This is a genomic window from Flavobacterium sp. 25HG05S-40 (genome assembly GCF_052654735.1).
Map to the genome: position 1 here is coordinate 3,002,470 of NZ_CP199750.1, position 17,544 is coordinate 3,020,013.

The 17,544-nt window shown below is 38.9% G+C and carries 10 protein-coding genes; 4 read left to right on the forward strand and 6 right to left on the reverse strand.

The window, feature by feature from the left end; genetic code table 11:
- The first annotated feature begins 12 nt into the window (after positions 1-12).
- Positions 13-387 carry a heavy-metal-associated domain-containing protein gene (locus tag ACULEU_RS13090; RefSeq protein ID WP_445453008.1) on the forward strand — a complete coding sequence of 125 codons (375 nt, stop codon included), beginning with the start codon at positions 13-15 and terminating at the stop codon, positions 385-387.
- A 74-nt stretch (positions 388-461) separates the two neighbouring features.
- Here ACULEU_RS13090 and gldD read toward each other — a convergent pair whose 3' ends face one another.
- The 4 genes from gldD to mutY form a co-directional block, all read right to left on the reverse strand.
- Positions 462-1,034, reverse strand: a complete 573-nt coding sequence (gldD, locus tag ACULEU_RS13095; RefSeq protein ID WP_445453009.1) for a gliding motility lipoprotein GldD — start codon at positions 1,032-1,034, stop codon at positions 462-464.
- A 7-nt stretch (positions 1,035-1,041) separates the two neighbouring features.
- Complete coding sequence (locus tag ACULEU_RS13100; RefSeq protein ID WP_445454860.1) at positions 1,042-2,337, reverse strand: gliding motility-associated protein GldE; 1,296 nt, start codon at positions 2,335-2,337, stop codon at positions 1,042-1,044.
- 25 nt (positions 2,338-2,362) lie between these two features.
- A complete protein-coding gene (locus tag ACULEU_RS13105) occupies positions 2,363-2,800 on the reverse strand; it encodes a single-stranded DNA-binding protein (protein ID WP_445453010.1) in 438 nt (145 codons plus the stop codon).
- 79 nt (positions 2,801-2,879) lie between these two features.
- Positions 2,880-3,920 (reverse strand): A/G-specific adenine glycosylase, encoded by a 1,041-nt coding sequence (mutY, locus tag ACULEU_RS13110; RefSeq protein WP_445453011.1) that lies wholly within the window; start codon positions 3,918-3,920, stop codon positions 2,880-2,882.
- A 134-nt stretch (positions 3,921-4,054) separates the two neighbouring features.
- On the opposite strand from mutY, the gene ACULEU_RS13115 reads away from it, so the two are divergent.
- The 3 genes from ACULEU_RS13115 to ACULEU_RS13125 all read left to right on the forward strand — a co-directional run bounded on the left by ACULEU_RS13115 (position 4,055) and on the right by ACULEU_RS13125 (position 8,826).
- Positions 4,055-4,348, forward strand: a complete 294-nt coding sequence (locus tag ACULEU_RS13115) for an HU family DNA-binding protein (protein WP_236463372.1) — start codon at positions 4,055-4,057, stop codon at positions 4,346-4,348.
- A gap of 403 nt (positions 4,349-4,751) precedes the next feature.
- A complete protein-coding gene (locus ACULEU_RS13120) occupies positions 4,752-6,296 on the forward strand; it encodes an Rne/Rng family ribonuclease (RefSeq protein ID WP_445453012.1) in 1,545 nt (514 codons plus the stop codon).
- 226 nt (positions 6,297-6,522) lie between these two features.
- Positions 6,523-8,826 (forward strand): DUF7619 domain-containing protein, encoded by a 2,304-nt coding sequence (locus ACULEU_RS13125; protein WP_445453013.1) that lies wholly within the window; start codon positions 6,523-6,525, stop codon positions 8,824-8,826.
- 514 nt (positions 8,827-9,340) lie between these two features.
- On the opposite strand, the gene pbpC is transcribed toward ACULEU_RS13125, so the two are convergent.
- Both pbpC and ACULEU_RS13135 read right to left on the reverse strand, forming a co-directional pair.
- Entirely contained in the window at positions 9,341-11,716 is a 2,376-nt protein-coding gene (gene pbpC, locus ACULEU_RS13130; RefSeq protein WP_445453014.1) for a penicillin-binding protein 1C, read from the reverse strand.
- Positions 11,717-11,883: 167 nt separating this feature from the next.
- Positions 11,884-17,544 carry an alpha-2-macroglobulin family protein gene (locus ACULEU_RS13135; RefSeq protein ID WP_445453015.1) on the reverse strand — a complete coding sequence of 1,887 codons (5,661 nt, stop codon included), beginning with the start codon at positions 17,542-17,544 and terminating at the stop codon, positions 11,884-11,886.

The following is a 17,544-nucleotide window of genomic DNA, read 5'->3' on the forward strand; positions in this document are numbered from 1 at the left end:
ATTCTTACCATTATGAATTTCTCCAAATTACTCTTAACTGTCGGAATTGCTTCAACCCTACTCATTAGTTGCAAGGATACGGCTAGCCAACCTAAAGCAGAAAACAATGAAGCAAAAACCGAAAAAGAAGTTGTTGCCGCTGCTAAACCTGAAACAGCAAACTTTAAGATAGACGGAATGACCTGCGCCATGGGTTGTGCAAAAACAATAGAAACCAAATTATCAAAAATGGAGGGCGTTCAAAAAGCCACAGTTGATTTTGAAAAGAAGGAAGCCACAGTTGATTTTGATGCTGCAGTATTGACCAAAGAACAAATAGCTAAAACTGTTGAAAACACAGGAGACGGAGAAACTTACAAAGCCTCAGAAATAAAAGCAAAAGGATAAATTTGTTTTGCTTACGTTATAAAAAAAGGAACTCAATGAGTTCCTTTTTTTTATTTAGCTTCGCTCCGTTCGCCCTAACGGCCTCGGGTCCACTTAATAGTTTCCATCAGCCTTTGCATATCATCTTTGACATAACTCGCCGCCGGCATAATCGAATCGTATTTGGGTTTGGCATAAAAATAAACCGAACCTGTTACAAAATGCTGAATACTATCTGTAGCATAAAACTGCCCATTGGTTGCTGCATTTCCGTTTACACGATAAAACATTCCGTATACTTTTTTATCCGAGTTGACGTAAGGTTGTTCCAAAATGTCATCTGCTTTGATAACATGCTCATAGGTTAGTTTCTGTGCATCGCGGAGCAAAACATTTATGTTGCTATTGACGGTTTTATAAGTCAGGTAAATTGTGGCTTTCATCTTTGGATAATGAATAGAAAAACCGCAGTTTTTATCTTCTTTGATGACTGCCTCTTCATTCATATCAAACTCAAACGGACAGTGTCCGCTGTAATGTACATATTGTGCCACAGGATAATCTAATCGCAACTGGCTAGATGGTTTGGGCAATACTTCATCTTTACAGCTTATGGCAAAAACCAAAAGGGAGAAAACGGCCAACAGACCCATTATTTTTTTAGACATTTTAAAATTATTCTAAGGTTACTTTTATTTGCTTTATTCTTTTTTTATCGACTCCTTCAATCGCAAATCGCACATTAGAAAAGGGAATTTTTTGACCTTTTTTGGGGAAATTGCCAAGAATCTCCAATATAAATCCCGCTAAGGTTTCTGCTTCTCCTTTACTGCTCTCAAAAGCTTCTGCGTCAACATCTACTATGCGATAAAAATCCTTAAGATTGATTTTACCCTCAAACAAGAAATTCTTATCATCAATTTGAGAAAAATTAAGATTTTCGTCATCAAACTCATCCGAAATATCACCAACAATTTCCTCAATTACATCTTCTAACGAAACCAAACCAGACGTTCCTCCATACTCATCAACTACGATAGCTAAGTGACTTTTCTTGCTTTGAAACTCCTTTAGCAAATCATCCAGCTTTTTGTTCTCGGGCACAAAAAAAGGTTCGCGCATCAGTTTATTCCAATCAAAATCCTTTTTATTGATATACGGAATTAAATCTTTGACAAAAAGTACGCCTTCAATGTGATCAATACTGTCTCTGTAAACCGGAATTCTGGAATAGCCTTTGTCTACAATTTTGGCGTAAATTTCTGAAAAGGATTCTTCTATTTCAAGTGCAAAAATATCAATTCTAGGACTCATAACCTGTTTGGTATCGGTATTTCCGAAAGACACAATGCCTTCCAAAATTTTCTGCTCTTCCGATGTGGTATCTTCTGTTGATGTCAATTCCAAAGCTTGTGATAGCTGATCTACTGAAATATTGGTTTTTTGTCTTCCCAATTTTTCATGCAAAAAAACACTGACCGATCGCATCGGCAAACTAAGAGGAGAAAGTAATTTATCTAAAATATTAATTGGAGTTGCCACAAACTTTGAAAATTTTACATTATTTCTGCTGGCGTAAATTTTGGGTAAAACTTCTCCAAATAAAAGAATGAGAAAGGTAACCAATACTACCTCGACAATAAATTTTAAAAGGGGTGACGCAATACTTTCAAAAAGAGAATTGGCGCTATAGGAAAAGATAATAACCACACCAATATGACTAAAGTTATTCGCAACTAATATCGTTGCCAATAATTTCTTTGGACGTTGTAATAATTTTGCAATTAGATTTGCTTTAGACGTATTTTCTTCGGCAAGAGCGTTCAAATCTTTCTGTGAAAGTGAAAACAACGCTACCTCAGCAGCGGAAACCATAGCGGAACAAATCAACAGAAAAACAATTCCGATACTCCCTAAAAGTAGGTTGGTGTCAATACTGGAAAGAAAAGTAAAACTGGGCTCAGGGTCCAATAGCATGAAAATTAGTTAAACAATATCAAAACGGTAAATCGTTTTCGGGCGCAACCGAATTTGGTGCTTCAAAATTAGTGTTTTTTGTTTCTAAATTTTGAGTTGATTTAAAACCTTCTATTTCTTTTTTGGTTGTCAAAAAGGTAAACTCGGTAACCTGAATTTCGGTGGTGTATTTGGTCGAACCGTCTTCAGCTTGCCATTGACGAGACTTTATTCGGCCTTCTACAAAAATTTTATCGCCTTTGGACAAGTATTTTTCGCAGATTTCGGCCGCTTTATTTCGCACTACAAGATTGTGCCATTCTGTAGAGGTTATTTTTTCGTTAGTTTGCTTATTGATGTATACTTCATTAGTGGCCAAAGGAAATCTGCCGATGCAATTTCCACCTTCAAAATAGTGCATCTTCACATCGTCACCAAGATGACCGATTAACATGACCTTATTTAAAGTACCATTCATTACAACCTTTTTAATGCAATTATTTTATAAACCTGTCGCATTTGCTCGAGTCTTTCAAATTTACTAAAAAAATTGAAACTTATAGCCAAACTTTTTCGATAAAATTGAAAATCACAATCGGAAATGGAAATTTAGCAGCTGATTCACAGTCTATTCCGTTGACCAAAATTCCTTTAACCTTGACCTGCCAAAATTGAATATGCAAATGTTGGTGTGACAGCTTATGCCGTATCGTTTCAGAAGGATACAATGTTATTCCTTCAATGGCATTGTCTACAAAAGTCTGATTTTTGATTAAGTCAATAATCGTTTCATCAGTTTCGGGAGAAGCAGTTTCTAACAAAGGAAATTCATACAGATTATGCCAAATTCCTTTTTGGGTTCTTTTACTGATTATTGTTTGCTGTTGGTCATCTGAAAAAATCAAATAATGAAAATAACGATTAGTCACTTTCAGTTTCTTTTCTTTTACTGGAAGCACGGCTACTTTTTTCTTTTGTAGCGCCAGACAACTATCCTTAAAAACACAAACGGTGCAATCTGGATTTTTGGGAACACACTGCAAAGCACCAAACTCCATTATGGCCTGATTAAAGATATTGGCTTTCCCTATGGGCATTAGAGCCGAAGCTAACTCTATAAATTCTTTTTTAGCTCCGGTGGATGCGATATCGGTTTCCACATCAAAATAACGGGATAAAACTCTATATACATTTCCGTCAACAACCGGAACATTTTCATTGTAGGCAAAGGAAGCAATGGCCGCCGCCGTATAGTCTCCTACTCCTTTTAAATGCAATAACTCAGCATAACTCTTTGGAAATTCCCCATTCAATTCAAAAGCGACTTGTTGGGCCGTTTTATGCAAGTTTCTGGCTCTGGAATAATACCCCAAACCCTGCCACAATTTCAACACTTGTTCTTCATCGGCTTTAGCCAAATCAAAAACAGTGGGGAAAGCTTCAATAAATCGCAAAAAGTAGGGCAATCCCTGAGCAACTCGGGTTTGTTGCAGCATAATTTCGGAGAGCCAAATGGGGTAAGGATGGGTAGTATTTCGCCATGGCAAATCACGTTTATTTTGTAAATACCACTGAATAAGCGTTTTAGAGAAATTCATAGTTAAATTATGGTTAGCAAAAATAAATCTTTATGTTATTAAATTTTAATAGATTATGCTTGAAATATTGTTTTTTTAATTCATATATTTGCAACCTCAAAAAAATTACATAATAATATTAAATACGAAAGAAAATGACGAAAGCAGATATCGTAGCAAAGATTTCAGAGAAAAAAGGACTTGAAAAAGGAGATGTTCAAGCAGTAGTGGAAGCGTTCATGGAAGAAGTAAAAATGTCTTTGGAAACTGGAGATAATGTTTACTTGAGAGGTTTTGGTAGCTTTATCATCAAAACAAGAGCCGAAAAAACTGGTAGAAACATTTCTAAAAATACGACTATAAAGATTCCTGCACACAATATCCCTGCATTCAAACCTGCAAAAGTATTTGTAGAAGCAATAAAAACTAATACTGAAGTAGCAGTATAAACTTATTTATTAATCACAAAATCACCAACGTATGCCAAGTGGTAAAAAAAGAAAGAGACATAAGGTAGCGACGCACAAACGTAAAAAACGTGCGAGAGCTAACCGACACAAAAAGAAAAAGTAGTTTTAAACTACTTTTCTTTTTTTAGAAAACGTTCATTGAAATGGAAGGATAGACAAATTAGACTTCTTAGACAAATTAGAAGATTAGATAGATATCTAACAATCTAACAATCTAACAATCTAACGATCTAAACTTCACCGGGTAAAACAATACCTGTTTAAAATGTTTAATCCATCCTTACAATTCAGTTAGGAGTTATAAGTTATGAGTTATGAGTTGTAAAACTTTTGACTTTCGACTTTTGACTTTCGACTAATAGTCGGGATAAAAATTTACAAAGTGAATAAAGAACTAATCATTAGATCTAGTGAAGACGCTGTAGATTTTGCCTTATTAAAAGATGGAAAACTAATTGAATTACACAAACAAGAAGAAACCAGCAACTTTCAGGTGGGCGATATTTTTATTGCTAAAATCAGAAAGCCTGTGGCCGGACTCAATGCTGCTTTTGTAAATGTAGGCTACGAAAAAGACGCCTTTTTACATTATCACGATTTGGGACCCAATTTTGCTTCTTATTTGAAATTCATAAAACTTGTAAGCGCAGGTAAACTAAAAGATTTCTCCCTAAAAAACTTCCAGTTTGAGAAGGAAATTGACAAAGACGGAGCCGTTGCAGATATTCTCAACGCCAACCAGTCAATATTAGTACAAGTAGTAAAAGAACCTATCTCTACAAAAGGTCCGAGAATAAGCTGTGAGCTATCATTCGCCGGACGATTTTTAGTTTTAGTGCCTTTTTCAGATCGCGTTTCTGTTTCGCAAAAAATAGAATCCAAAGAAGAAAAAGACCGTCTTAAAAAACTCGTACAATCCGTAAAACAAAAGGGGTTTGGTGTTATTGTGAGAACAGTAGCAGAAGGCAAAAGCATAGCCGAATTAGAAAAAGATTTGCAGAACTTAATGAATAGATGGACTGCAATGAGTAAAAAATTACCAACGGCACATCATCCGTCCAAGGTGTTAGGAGAGCTCAACAAAGCCTCTTCTATACTCCGAGACGTATTCAACGACACTTTTACCAGTGTTCAAATTGATGATGAAGAGTTGTATCAAGAAACAAAGGACTATTTAGCCGAAATAGCTCCCGAGAAACAAAAAATTGTTAAGTTTTATCAATCCAAAGACACGCCATTGTTTGAAAAATACCATATTGAACGACAAATAAAGACTTCTTTTGGCCGAACCGTTTCGATGAGCAAAGGTGCCTATTTAATTATAGAACATACCGAAGCCCTTCACGTTATCGACGTGAACAGCGGCAACCGTTCCAACAAAGCCAACAACCAAGAAGACACTGCTTTGGAAGTGAATATGATCGCCGCCGCAGAAATTGCCAGACAATTACGTTTGAGAGATATGGGTGGAATCATCGTAGTCGATTTTATCGACATGAAAGATGCAGACAATCGCCAAGTGTTGTTCAACTTCCTACGGGATGAAATGAGCGATGATAAAGCCAAACACAAAATCTTACCGCCAAGTAAATTCGGATTAGTCCAAATCACACGTCAGCGCGTAAGACCAGAAGTAAATATTGAAACAAGGGAAGAAAATCCGAACAATCTAAGCGGTGATGTAGATGCACCTATCCAGATTATCGACAAGATAAATTTCTCCCTCGAAAAAATTGTAAAAGACCATAAAAAAGTGAAACTAAACGTTCATCCATTTGTGGCAGCATACCTTAAAAAAGGTTTTCCATCATTACGTTCAAAATGGTTTTTTGAACATAAAAAGTGGGTGAAAATCATACCACGTGACGCTTACACGTATTTAGAGTACCGATTCTTCGATAACGAAGGAAAGGAAATCAAAGAATAAAGAAAAGACCGCCTTTCGTAAGATTGGCGGTTTTTTTATTAGAAGCATTTCCGGCTTTCCATTATATCTTTTTTAGGATGTGCTTCCGCTAAAGCTCCAGCCAATCCTAAAAAAGGATGTCATTGCAATCCGGGCTAGGGCTTTTGTTTAAACAACAAGCGTTTATTACATTTGAAATCAACTTTACCTTACAGTTTTTTATATATTTGATATTCAAATCATTCTTATGAAAAAAATTTGTTCCCTTTTAGTTTTATTACTTGCGGTTTTAACAAGTAACGCACAGATTATAAATATCCCGGATGCGAATTTCAAAGCGGCACTTTTGGCTTCAGCGGCTGGCAGCCCAATTGCTTCTACAGGACCTGAGGGTAATTATCAGTATTTTAAGATTGATGCCAATAATGATGGTGAAATCCAGATCTCTGAAGCGTTAATGGTAACCCGTTTGAATGTAACCGGAAATAATATCACTTCACTTGCAGGAATCGAAAATTTCTCCAATCTATATTATTTTTCGTGTTATAATAATCATGTATCAAATCTTGACCTCAGCGTTTTACCCAATCTAAAATATGGGAACTGTGGTTATAACCAGCTTACCAGTTTAAACATTAGTGGTTTGAACAATCTCGAAAGTTTAGATTGTTCCATCAACCAGCTTATAGCATTGGATGCTTCTAATTTTCCAGTTCTTAAGTATCTAAACTGTGTAGGCAACCAGCTTACCACTTTGAATTTAACCAATACTCCCCTTTTAGACAATTTGAATTGCGGATCAAACCATCTTTCCAATTATGATTTCAACGCTTTGACAAGCCTGACTAACTTGGGGTGTACTAACAATCAGATTTCAGATCTAAACGTCAGCAATTTGGTAAATCTACAGGTTTTAAGCTGTGGTGTAAACCAATTGACGAGCCTAGATGTTAGCCATTGTATTCATCTCAGCTCTTTATATTGTGGGAGTAACCACATCTCTTCACTCGATACCAATGCTTTAACGGAACTTTCCTTTATAGATTGTACAAACAATCAGATGACTTCTCTTTTTATAAAAAACGGACGCAACCAGAATTTAAATATGTCAGGCAATCCCAATATATATATTTGCGCCGATGAAGGTGATTTCGTAGATTGTAACTGCGTTATCAATTCATATTGTTCTTTTACTCCAGGCGGCACTTTTTATACCATTCAGGGAGCTACTCGCTTTGACGGAAATGCTAACGGCTGCGACAACAGCGATTCTTCTGGAAGTAATCAAAGATTCACGATCAGCAGTGCTAATGCCGTAGGTTCGCTTATAGGTAATACTAGTGGTAACTATTCGATTCCCGTTCAGGCCGGGACGCATACCATTACGCCAGTTTTTGAAAACCCTGGTTATTTTACAGTTTCTCCGGCTACAGTAACAGTTACTTTCCCCTCAAATGCCAGCCCTAGAACCCAAAACTTCTGCCTGACAGCCAATGGAACACATAATGACCTTGAGGTTTCTATATTCCCTTTGGATAATGCTCGTCCCGGATTTGACGCTGAATATAAAATCATCTATAAAAATAAGGGAACTTCAACGCAAAGCGGAACAGTATCATTTGATTATTATGACCCTATTGAAGATTTTGTTTCTGCTACTCCAAACTTTACGAGTCAGGCAACCAATACCTTAAACTGGAGTTTTAGCAATTTAAATCCGTTTGAAAGCAGGGAAATCCTTGTAACGTTCAATCTTAATTCACCTCTTGAAACTCCGGCCCTAAATGCAGGTAACTTGATTACTTATGCTGCTACGATTTCGGGCACAACAGATGAAACACCTTCTGATAATATTTCTAACTTAACCCAAACCATAGTCAACTCTTTTGACCCGAATGACAAGACTTGTGTAGAAGGAGCGCTGCTACCTGATTATGAAGTTGGAAAGTACTTGCATTACATCATTCGTTTTGAAAACACCGGTACGGCCAATGCTGAGAATGTTGTGGTAAAAGACATCATCGACACCACAAAACTTGACATCAATACTTTAATCCCTTTGAGCGGAAGCCATACTTTTGAAACTAAAATTTCATCAACGAACAAGGTGGAATTTATCTTCCAAAACATCAATCTTCCTTTTGACGATGCAAACAATGACGGTTATGTCGCCTTCAAAATCAAATCACATCCAACCCTAGTTCCAGGAAACGTAATCAACAATTCGGCAAGTATTTATTTTGACTACAACGCCCCTATAGTAACGGCTACGAATTCGGTTACGGTCTTCAATCCGCTATTAAGTAACGAATTTGAATTCAACTCTATATACAGCCTTTCACCTGTTCCTGCTAAAAACTACCTGACCATAACGGTCAAACAAGATGTAGCAATAAGCTCTGTGAGTATCTATAATACACTAGGGCAAGTTGTACAAGTAAGTACCAATCCCTCTGAAACGGTTGATGTTTCTGGCTTAACATCAGGAAGCTACTTTATCAAAATCATTAGCGATAAAGGAACCGCAAGTGCCAAGTTTGTGAAAGAATAATGCTAAAATTAAAAAGACTACTAAAACCGCTTTTCTAAAGATAGGCGGTTTTTTTATTTGTAGCTTTTCCGGCTTTCCATTATATCTTTTGTCTCGTTTTGAGAACGAGTCAAAAGGATGCCATTGCAATCCGGGCTAGAATTAACCTTTATTATCGCAACCTTCCTCATGATATCATTCCCATGTTCATCTTCTTCGGTAATGTAATGAATTCCGGTTTTGGGTTAAATAGGTATTCCGTCAAAGGTTTGAATCATCCCGTCCAATTACCGCGTATAGTACAACTTTAAAATAAAATTGTATAACTTATTTCATCCTATTGTAAAGTAGTTTTGTAATGTTGTCGATACGAAGACGAGGGATGTCAGTTCGTCGAGGAGGCTGTAACAGGGCATGTATTTTCAATCCCTTCGTACATGTAATAACCTAACGTCGGCACTATTCATAGTTACCGATCAGCTACACGGCGGTTCGATAACCATAAAGTTCTCCTGTGATTAACGGGAGAACTTTTTTAATCCTTAATAATCTCAATCTTCCTCTTAATGTCGTTTCCATACTCATCTTCTACGGTAATGTAATGCACTCCGGTTTCGGGTTCTATAGGCATTTCGTGGAAGGTTTGGGTCGTGCCTTTGTAGACATTATCTACATACCAATATAACTTGGCTTCTTTATTGGAATGTGCCACTTTTAGAATCACGGGCTGCACCTTACTATTAAAATCTTTAGCCAGATAGATTTTGCTATTCTTTTTAGGATAAATAAAATCCATAGAAGGCTGCTGGTTTTGCTGGCAGTCGTCTCTATAAGGCGGTAAGGGTTTGTAATCTATGTGCAGACTTTTGTAATACCACTCCATCACGGGCGGCAGTACAAACCATTTTTTAGTTTTGATGTTGTCTACATTTTCACAACTGCTGTTGACACGGTATTGCTCCGTAGCGTCCAAATGCACCAATTTATGATAGGCACACACAGAAGTTTTTAGCCCTTTTCGGTTGACCAATTGTTTGGTTTTGGGGCAATCATCTTGAGCCAAATGACCGCTGGAAGTACATACCTCAGCATAAACTAAATCGTTTAAAGGCGTTTGAAACCATCGTTTCTTTGGTAACAAATTAAATACATCAAATAAAATCGGTGCTGCACTTCCTACTCCGGTTAACTCGGGTCTTCCTTCTCCGCTAGCATTACCGACCCAAACGCCCACCACATATCTTGAATTTGTTCCAATGGCCCAAGCATCACGGTTCCCGAAACTGGTTCCGGTTTTCCAAGCTAATTCCAATGAAGAGTCGTAAAACTTCCAGGCTTCATCCCCTTCGGGACGGTTGACTTCTTTCATGGCGTTATAGGTTAAGTAAATAGAACCTGCTCCTAAGATGGTCTTTTGAAAACTGTCTTCGCCATAATCTTGTTCAAATCCGTTTACGTAATTCAGTTCAGCAAATTCTTTGGTTCGGTATTTTCCATCCGAAGCATTGAAATAATTGACCGTTGATGATAAGTTGGTATAGGTTCGGCACAAATCCCACAGATTGCTTTCAGCTCCACCCAAAATCAACGATAAGCCATAATGATCGGGATGCTTATTGATGTTTTTGAGTTTGAATTTCTGCATCAATTCATAAAAATTATGAACACCATGTTCCTGCAGCATCAGTACAGCCGGAATGTTCAGCGAACGTGACAACGCCCGTTGTGCAGGAACTGCTCCGTCAAAAGTGAGATTAAAATTCTGCGGTGTGTAGCCAGAAATCTGCGTCGGAATATCAGCCACCAATGTATTGGGCAGGAGTTCGCCTTCATCGAGCATCGAAGCGAATAAAAGCGGTTTTAAAATACTTCCGGTGCTTCGTGGTGCTGAGATAATATCAACATCTTTGTCGTGGTCTTTATCCGTTGGTGCATTGCCAACATAACTGATAATGTTTCGGTTTTGAATATCGATGACAATCACGGCCAAATTATGGACTTCATTTTGTTTGTACTGATGGTAATACTGCGCCGCTATCTGATTCACCCGATTCTGCAGTGAGATATCAATGGTCGTTTTGATGCGTTTGCCTTCATCGGTTTTGGCGGCACGCTGTAGCAGATGAGGCGCGATTTGCGGCACCAAATACGGTTTTTGAGGCAAGGGCTCGTTAATGGATAATTGATACGTTAACTTATCGATTATCTTTTCGTGATACAATTTCAATAATAATCCGTTGCGCTTTTTCAGTAATTTGATTTGATTCTTTCCCGGATAAATCAGGCTTGGCGCATTGGGCAATACCGCCAACGTAGCACTTTCTGCCCAAGACAATTGATGCGACTGCACTCCAAAATAACGCCACGAAGCCATTTCTAAACCAACGACGTTACCGCCATATGGAGCGTGAGCGGCATACAACTCCAGAATCTTTTCTTTGGAATGACGAAACTCCAAGCGCGTGGCCAAAATCATTTCAATCCCCTTTTCGAAATAGGTTCTTTTTTTGTTTTTGCGCGATAATCGGATGACTTGTTGGGTTAAGGTACTGCCGCCACGAACGACTCTTCCTGCTCTGTTGTTTTCTTGAACTGCCTTGACCATCGCCACCGGATTGAACCCGAAATGCTGATAGAAATGTTCGTCTTCAAAATAAACGATACATTTTTTAAACTTATCAGGAACGCTGTCTTTGGCCGGAAACCGCCATTGACCATCGCGGGCAATTTTGGCTGCTAATAATTCGCCGTCACTGCTTTCGATAACCGTTGAATATGGTTCGTCGAAAAGTGTTCGTGGTAGCGAGAAATAATACACAAGTAAAAGAAGAAAGACGAGAGCCGATTTCTTTGGGTTGCGTTTGATATAGTTTACAAAGCGTTGCCATAACGCTAGGAGTTTTGTTTTCACGATTGCAAAAAATCAAATGGTTTACTAATTAGCCCCGACAGTAGTGGAAATCTTTTTCGTGTTCTCGATACATCCGCTGTTGCGGACACTCGAACTGACGAAAAAATTGGAGCGAATGGCGGGAATACAGTTTACTGATAGATCCCGAGCCATTCGCTCCTGATTCTTTACTTCACTACCTCAACCCATTGTCCCTTGGTTCTTGCCAAGAAATCATTGTCATACATCGCTTCGCATTGCAAGCCGGGTAAATAATATTTGCCCAAATAAGAAGCGTTCAACAGGATTTTGAATTTGCGGGTTTCACTGGCTTTTAGGTTGAAATAATAGTTCGCTCTGTCGTCCCGAATATCGATATAATCGGCAACATTGCTGGTCGCATCACCAAAATCGGTGTAACGCGTGTTGACAATTTCGAAACCTGAAGGCAGAATTTGCGTCAAAGCGATATTGTCTACCCACTCATTTTTGCGGTTGGTTAGGGTAACTTCGGCATAAAATTCGGTTCCCTGAGCAATTTTGGTTACTGAAATAGCTTTGCCTTTTCTGTCTTTAAAAATCACACTCGCAGATAAATTATTCGACATCGGTTTTTCAGAACCCACCGGAAGAATACCGCTATTCAGCACTCGGACAAACAGCGTATTGTTCTTATTATTTTTGATGGTAATCGCATTGTTGCCGCCTTTCACTGTCAAATCTCTTTGCGCAACGGTTTTGTTGGTATTGATAACAACCGGTTTGCCGGCATTAGTATACTGAACCGAAACTCCGGAGCTTCCGTTTGATTTTGCAAATTTTGACATCGCATACAAGCCATAAGCGGTGGTTTGTGTGCTCATCCATTTGTTGCTTGACATGTTTTTCGCCAATTTGGTTGCCATGGCAAAGGCTTTTTGTTTTTGACCTAATAAAATCAACGTTTCTAACGCCATGGCTCTGTTTCTGTCAGGAGAACCGTAGTAATAGTAGTAATAGCTTTCGTCATAATTTTGCTCATCGATAGACGATTTGCTCAATAATGCCAATCCGGCTGCGTTTTGTTTTACCAAGGCATACGTAGCGGCCAAACGTAGTTTACTTTCGTTAGAAATGCCTACTGTTTCCCGTAATCTGTTCATCGAGGCTAAATCGGCTGAACCTGCCAGCGCTAAGGTATACAGTCGATAAGCCTGCGCCATGTCGTTGAAATACTGTTTTTCGAAACGCCATTGTTTTGCCATTTTTTGTTGGTAGGAAATCCATTTCGACTTGAAACTGATGGGTAATACATACCCTTTTTTCTCGGCTTCAATCAGGAAGTGACCCGCATACGAACTTCCCCAATCATCGGCTTCGGTCATTCCCTGCCAGTAGGCAAAACCACCATTAGCGACCTGGAAATTGCCCAATTTCTGAATGGCAGCGGTTACATTTTTCTGGATGTTTTGCTTGCGCACCGCATCCAAATCCATGATATCCGTTAGGTATAATTGTGGAAAAACAGACGAAGTAGTTTGCTCCACACAACCGTGAGGATACTGAATCAGATAATCCAAACGGCGACCGAAATCAACTGTCGGCACTGAGGAAACTTCGATTTTAGCTTTATTGCTTCCGCCTACACCAAAGGTTTTCCAGCTTATGGTTTTGATACTATTCGGCTCAATCATCACATCTGAATACGCATTAGTAACCGGATTCGGATTGGTCACATCAATCTCAACCGAATAGGTAGATTTTTCTTTTCCGCTTGTCGCAATGATGTCAATTTTACCCACGCCGAGGCTGTTGCCCACTTCTAAATTGAAATACGCCATTTTCTCATCCGGCTCGGTGAATTTTACGATTTGACTCGAACTTCCAACTACTCTAACCTTGCTGTTGGGTTTGATTTGTAAGGTTACATTTTTGATGTGCTTTTCGGTGGCAAACAAGGTTACCGGAATCGTTACTTTTTCAGATGGTGAAATTTTTCTCGGTAACGAAGCCAAAATCATTAACGGACTTTTAACCTGAGTCGCTTTTTCTGCCATACCGTAAGCACTGGTTGTAGCATCAGCAGCAACCACCATCGTTCGGACAGAACCGATGTATTTCGGTAAGGTGATCTTAGTGATTTTGCTTTCGCCTTTGCCCAATTCAAATGGACCGTAATACAGCACTACCGGTTTGAAACGATTGGCTTTTTTGGCTTTTCCACCACCGGAATCCGCGTCACCACCAATACTGAAGACCTGATTTACTTTTCCGCCATAAGCGCCAATAACATCATCGTAAATATCCCAAGTACGCACACCCAAAGCTTCGCGAGTGTAGAAACTATCCCAGGCATTTGGCGTTTTGAAACGGGTTAAATCTAATAAGCCTTCATCAACAACTGCAATGGTATAGGTCATTTTTTTGCCTTGTTTCTCTGATACTTTTACGTTGACTGTTTGCTCTGGGCGAAGCACATCGGGCATGCTGAGTTGTGGTTCTAAGACCGTGCTTTTATCTACTACACCAATCGGCACAACACCATACATTCGGATGGGTGAATCGTTTTTGGTGGAGGCGTGTGGTTGTAAAAGGGAGATGTTGATGTACACATTCGGAGCCATATCACCGGTGATAGGCAACTCGACTGTTGTTTCTCCTTTTTTGGTTTTGGCCCAAAGGGTTTTGAGCACTTTCGTTCCGTTTTCGACAGAGATTAACGCTCTTCCACCTTCGCTTGACGGGAAGAATATTTTGGCTTTATCGCCAACGGCATAGTCGCTTTTATCGGTGGAGAACTTCAGCATCGTGGCCGACTCACCATCGGTATTTCTGGACTTGGCCGACCAATACGGCATATCGATATAGACTTTGGTTCCGGTTGCATGACCGTCGGTGGGATCGGAAACACGGATTAAATAATTCCCCCATTCTTCATCTTTTACAGTAAACGAAACATTTGCTTTTCCGGATGTATCTGTGACCACTACAAAGTTTTTATAAGCTATGGTAGCATTGGCAGTATTGTAACTCGACAAATCATCATTGGAAGCATCCCACCACCAGCGTGATTCTAATTTATAAACACGAACATCCAATCTTTTTCCTGATTTTGGTCTTCCGTTTTCACCGACAGTAACGATATCAAAACGATTGTTTCTTCCGGTTTCAATCATACCGTATTTGTTGGGTTCAGGCGATTTTACACCCACATAAGTTACATAAGGAGAATACGAAGTCGAAGACACATCGGTACTAACATCACCTCCGTTTTCATATACTTTTGTGATAAAGGCAGCGCGCAACATTCCCGGAGCTTGTCCCTGAATATTGGGTTTGATTGGTATGGATGCTCTACCATTTCCGTCTACTTTTCCGGAGAAGATATTGACTTCCTCTGTAGAAAAACTTCGGGTTGGGTCGTCAAAAACATACTTGTCATAGCCTTTGAAAGTGGTACTCTGTTGCGAGAATTTAGCCTGAACTTCCGTTTTCAAGTCCTTACCAACAGCACCGTGAAGCCATAAAACCTGGATGTTGTTGACATTGTTTTTGCTCGCAGAAAGTATGGGTTCGTTAAAGCTATTTTTAATTTTTAAGCGGTTTGGCTTAATGGTTTCAATCTTGATGCTTTTGTAAAAACGGGCGCCGCCAATGCTTACCACTGCTTCCCAATTTCCGGTTGGTGCGCTGTCGTCTGTTTGTACTACAAATTTGTAATGATTGAGTTCGTTCAGCTTTTGTAATGATTGATAGACGGTTTTTCCCCTAGGATCATTTAGTTTTAATTTTACTGGATGTGATGCAGGCAATTTATTCGCATTATCATTCAAAATGAATGATAAAAACAACGTATCGCCCGGACGCCAAACGCCGCGTTCTCCATATAAATATCCTTTTAGTCCTTTTTGTAACGTGTCACCCGAAACATCAAAATTACTTACCGATAAGGAAAGTTCGTCGTCCAACTTCACATAGGTACTTTGGCCACCTTTGGTCACTATGGCGAAATAGGCAAATTTTTCTAATTGAAACGATGCCATTCCGTCTCCATCCGTATTGGAAGTAGCAATTTTTTGCTGTTGGTAATTGTATAAATCAACGCAAGCACCGGAAATAGGGTCGGTAGAAACAATATTACTAACGGCTATCACTACTGATTTATCGGAACCTCTTTTGGCGATGACTCCCAAATCAGTAGCGAGGATATTCGTTCCTAACTTGGTATTGTAGAAATAATAATCGGTGCAAGGATCTTCGGTTTCTCTCCATTCATAATCCCTTTCATAATAGTAATCATAATCACTTCCGCTGTAATTGACATCATTTTCGTCAACCTCTTCCTCTTCTTCCTCGCTTTCAGAAGTTGTTGAAGCTGTGGTGCATTTGTACAGCGAGTACTTCTTTTTATAGGAGAATTCAACCCGATAAATAGCTCCCGGTTCTGGTTTGATGATTTTGGAAATGTCCAAGGCATACGTATTCCATCGGGAATAATCTAGAAGATTATTCTGTTTCAGCGGAATGGTGGATTTGGCTACAGCCTGACTTACTTGTCGCAGATTGCGGGTTCCGTTAAGTTCGTTGTCCTGCAGAAACTGCATGATGTTGTTTTTGTAAATTTTATAGATTTTGACATCCACAGCATTCAGGTTGGCAGCTTCAAAATTGATTTTTAAATTATTGGAACTTGGCAAAATGGTACCACTTTTCAAAAACTTAACACCCGGTTTTATTTGGTCAAACGATAGTTTTTCTGAATAGTTATGCTTCATTTTGAAGCCATCAATACTTTCAATTCCTTGAAAAACCTCAACCAATTTGCTTCCGGAGAAAGATTGTTCAATGGCTGTGGCAACTGTAGTTACCTCCGCTACATCAACTGCAATGGCTGCCGTGTCTACAACTACCGCGGTGGTGTCAACTGCTGCTTCAACAGCAACCGATGTATTGGAAGTTCCTTTATCTACAGAGGAAGCGGGTTCTTTATCATAAAACACTTTGAGTACATTCCCCATAGTGGAAAACTTCAGATTATTGGTGTTTTCAATAGACACAAGCCCTTTAAAATCCTGATCTTTTTTCAATGGGTCTGAAAAGTTAATTAGCACCGATTGATTATTGGCATCTCCAACCTGAATCGTCAATACTTTGAATTGATTTTGACCCGGAATTGGAAAATCTACGCTGCCTTTTTGATCAATATCAACATCATCACCATCCCAAGCAATAGTAATCTTACTGTCATTTTCAAATCGCTGAATACTATCAATCATGAACTTGAATTCGGTTTTGGTGCTGGTTGCTTTATCGAATTTTATTTTTAAATCGTTACTGTTTTGGGTAGCTTCAATGATTTTTTGAGCTTCCTCAAAACTGAGATTGTCGGCTGTTTTTAAGGTTCCGTTTAAATAATACCACTCTTTGTTGTAGGATTGTAAATCCTGAGTGTTTACAATAAAATCCTGCTTGATGGTTTTTACCGAAAAATTAAAATCCGCTAATTCCTTTGGAACCTTATTGGTGATTTGCGAAAGATGTAACGTGATTTGATACAAGGTATTTTGATCCAGTTTTTCTTTTGGGACAAAGGCAATAGTATTGTTAGAAAGCGCTATAACTTTTCCGCTAACGCTCGGAGAAATATCAAATAAATCATCGTCTAATTCCTGATTGGGTTTCCAGTCGCTTTTGTTGAAAGCAAGTTGCACTCTGATGTCAGAATGGACCGAGACGAAACCCGATGAAAATCCTGTAATGTATTCTTTAAAAAGAGAGGGGTCAGAATCAAAATCGAAAGCCGATTTTTTTGTACAGGATTGCCATAAAAAAATGGCAACAAACAAGGCAAACATCTTGCTGGTTTTCAT